Source organism: Inhella gelatinilytica, assembly GCF_016093295.1.
Classification (GTDB): Bacteria; Pseudomonadota; Gammaproteobacteria; order Burkholderiales; family Burkholderiaceae_C; genus Inhella; species Inhella gelatinilytica.
Genome location: NZ_JAEDAL010000019.1, coordinates 1 through 2,449, shown reverse-complemented (window position 1 = coordinate 2,449; position 2,449 = coordinate 1). Strand labels below are relative to the sequence as shown.

Annotated in this window: 2 protein-coding genes; one reads left to right on the top strand and one right to left on the bottom strand. The window is 62.1% G+C overall.

The window, feature by feature from the left end; translation table 11 throughout:
* Positions 1-132 precede the first annotated feature (132 nt).
* On the top strand, positions 133-426 hold the full coding sequence (locus I7X43_RS16650) for an immunity 53 family protein (RefSeq protein ID WP_198102001.1): 294 nt from the start codon (positions 133-135) through the stop codon (positions 424-426).
* 435 nt (positions 427-861) lie between these two features.
* Here the strand turns inward: I7X43_RS16650 and I7X43_RS16235 are convergent, their stop codons facing one another.
* Positions 862-1,893 carry an IS110 family RNA-guided transposase gene (locus I7X43_RS16235; protein ID WP_198102000.1) on the bottom strand — a complete coding sequence of 344 codons (1,032 nt, stop codon included), beginning with the start codon at positions 1,891-1,893 and terminating at the stop codon, positions 862-864.
* Positions 1,894-2,449: the final 556 nt, after the last annotated feature.

Here is a 2,449-nt window from a genome sequence, read left to right as displayed (position 1 = left end):
ATCCAATCCCCTAGGCCCCCGCCACCGTCGCCGCGACGGTTCAGTCCAACATGGTTTATCTGCCGCGATTTCCGCTCAGGCCGCTCGCCATGTTCGTGGCGCGGCAGATAAACGCTGATTGTTAGCCATCAGATGCAAGAGCTCGCACGGATCCAGAGTTGGTACGCATCGCAATGCGATGGCGACTGGGAGCACTCATATGGCTTGCGGATCGAGACGCTAGACAACCCTGGCTGGCACATCACGATTGATCTCCACGATACAGAACTTGCTGCGCGAAGCTTCGAGCCAGTCGTGCGTGGCGCTGAAATCGGGGAGGGTGATTGGGTGCACTGCAAGGTTGAATCAGGGCAGTTCGTTGGGTCGGGCGGAACCGGAAATCTTGCTGAAGTACTCGCAGTGTTTCTCTCGTGGGCGGAGGCCTGATGGCTAACCATTCATTGCAGTGGACCTGCGCCAGCTGCGCTGGCTGGTCCACTGAATTCAAACTACAAGGGCTTCCCCACTAATTGCAAGCAATATTCAGCCCTGATGAATGGCGCAGCCATTCATCAAGGGGTTTGCAGTTGGATTTCCAACGATTTCCAACGCGATTGGTGCCGGTTCGCTGAGCACAGAGCAAGTGCGGACTGGGGTTACTACAAACGGTCATTCGTGCAGCTTTTCGATGCTGCGGACCCTGATGTGAAGACGCGCGCGGGGGCCTCATTCGTTAGCCGGAGCCGGTTTCCCGCTCCCTTGAATTCATCAGGCACGCCCCGCACAGGTCCAACCTTGCTCATCAACGACAGGCCGGTCACGCGGCGGAAGAATTCGGGTGGTTGGTCTCCGGTGTGGCGGGTTGATCGGTGGTCTGCGGACTCAGGATGTGGCTGCCGCCGCGGGCAGCTTGAACGCGTCCCCCTTGGCCAGCACGGCCCAGGCCAGCCGCGCGTTCTTGGCCGCCATGGCCACCACCGCCTTCCAATAGCCGCGCCGCTCTTCGACGTTTCGCACCCAGCGACTGATCGGGTCGGTCTTGTTCTTGGCCGCCGCCAGCACCGCCCGCGCGCCCAGCACCAGGAGGCTGCGCAGATAGGCGTCACCTGCTTTGGTGATGCGCCCCAGCCGCGTCTTGCCGCCCGAGCTGTACTGTCCCGGCGTCAAGCCCAGCCAAGCGGCGAACTGGCGCCCGCATTGGAAGTCGTGGCCGTTGCCGATGGCCGCAGTGAGCGCGGTGGCCGTGGTCTCGCCAATGCCCGCCAAGCGCATCAAGCGCTTGGCGGCCTCGCTCTCACGGGCCAGGTGCGCCAAGTGACGGTCGTACTGGCCGATGCGCTCGTCCAAGCGGCCGACCTCGCTCAAGCAGTCGCCCACGGCCAGGTTGGCCCAGCCGGGCAGGTCTTCCAGGTGCAAGAGGGCTTCTCGCCGCACGGTGGCGGCCTTCAAGGGCAAGACGATGCCGAACTCACTGAGCAGGCCCCGAATGCGGTTGATCAGTGCGGTGCGCTGTTCGATGAAGCCTTGTCGCACCCGGTGCAGGCACAACTGCCCTTGCTGCTCCAAGCTCTTGGCGGGCACAAAGCGCATGCTGGGGCGTTGGGCGGCCTCGCAAATGGCTGCTGCGTCCGCGGAATCGTTCTTCCCCCGCTTGCCCGAGAGCCGATACGGAATCACAAACTTCGGGGCGATGAGCTTGACGGTGTGGCCCAAGGCTTGGAACTCGCGCGCCCAGTGATGAGCACCCGAACAGGCCTCCATCGCGATCAAACAAGGCGGCAGCGCCGCGATAGCCTCCAGCAGCTTTGCGCGCGGCACCGTGGGCCGCACCAGCGCGGGCTTGCCCGCCTCATCCACCCCATGCAGGGCAAATACGTTCTTCGCCAGATCGATGCCGACGCAGACAATGGCCATGGACTTCCCCTTCAGAGTGAATAGATGAGATTTCGCAACCCCATCGTGGCACTTGTTGCCGTTTGCCGCTCACCGCGGCTAGCTCGGGACGGGGAAGTCCCTTTCATTCGTTAGGCAGCGAGTCGCTTCGCATGATCGATGTTCTCTTCGAGTCACCGCGGCTCATGTTCAGCGCCTTGGTTGGCGTCGTTCTTGGCGTAGTTGCCGCGCTTGTGCTTCACCACTTCCGCCCGCTCGCGTCAGCGTTGCTCGGTGCTGCAGTCGTTGCCGGCGGTCTGGTCCTGGGGCTTGGCGTGGGCGCAGTGTGGGAAGCACGCAAGTCATGAACCACATTCGTCAGCTTTGCCAGTTCCCGTTGCGTTGGCCGCTGCCTAACCCTTCGTTGCACCTGACGTTCGCCAGCCGGCTTCGCCGTCTGGCGCCAGCAGGTGAACTCAAACTACAAGGGCTTCCCCACTAATTGCAAGCAATATTCAGCCCTGATGAATGGCGCAGCCATTCATCAATGGGTTTGCAGTTGAATTTCCAACGCGATTGGGGCCGGTTCGCTGAGCAC

Bases quoted from the DNA above. Each gene is read 5' to 3' on its own strand.
- I7X43_RS16650 (WP_198102001.1), top strand. From the start codon at position 133: ATGCAAGAGCTCGCACGGATCCAGAGTTGGTACGCATCGCAATGCGAT.
- I7X43_RS16235 (WP_198102000.1), bottom strand. From the start codon at position 1,893: ATGGCCATTGTCTGCGTCGGCATCGATCTGGCGAAGAACGTATTTGCC.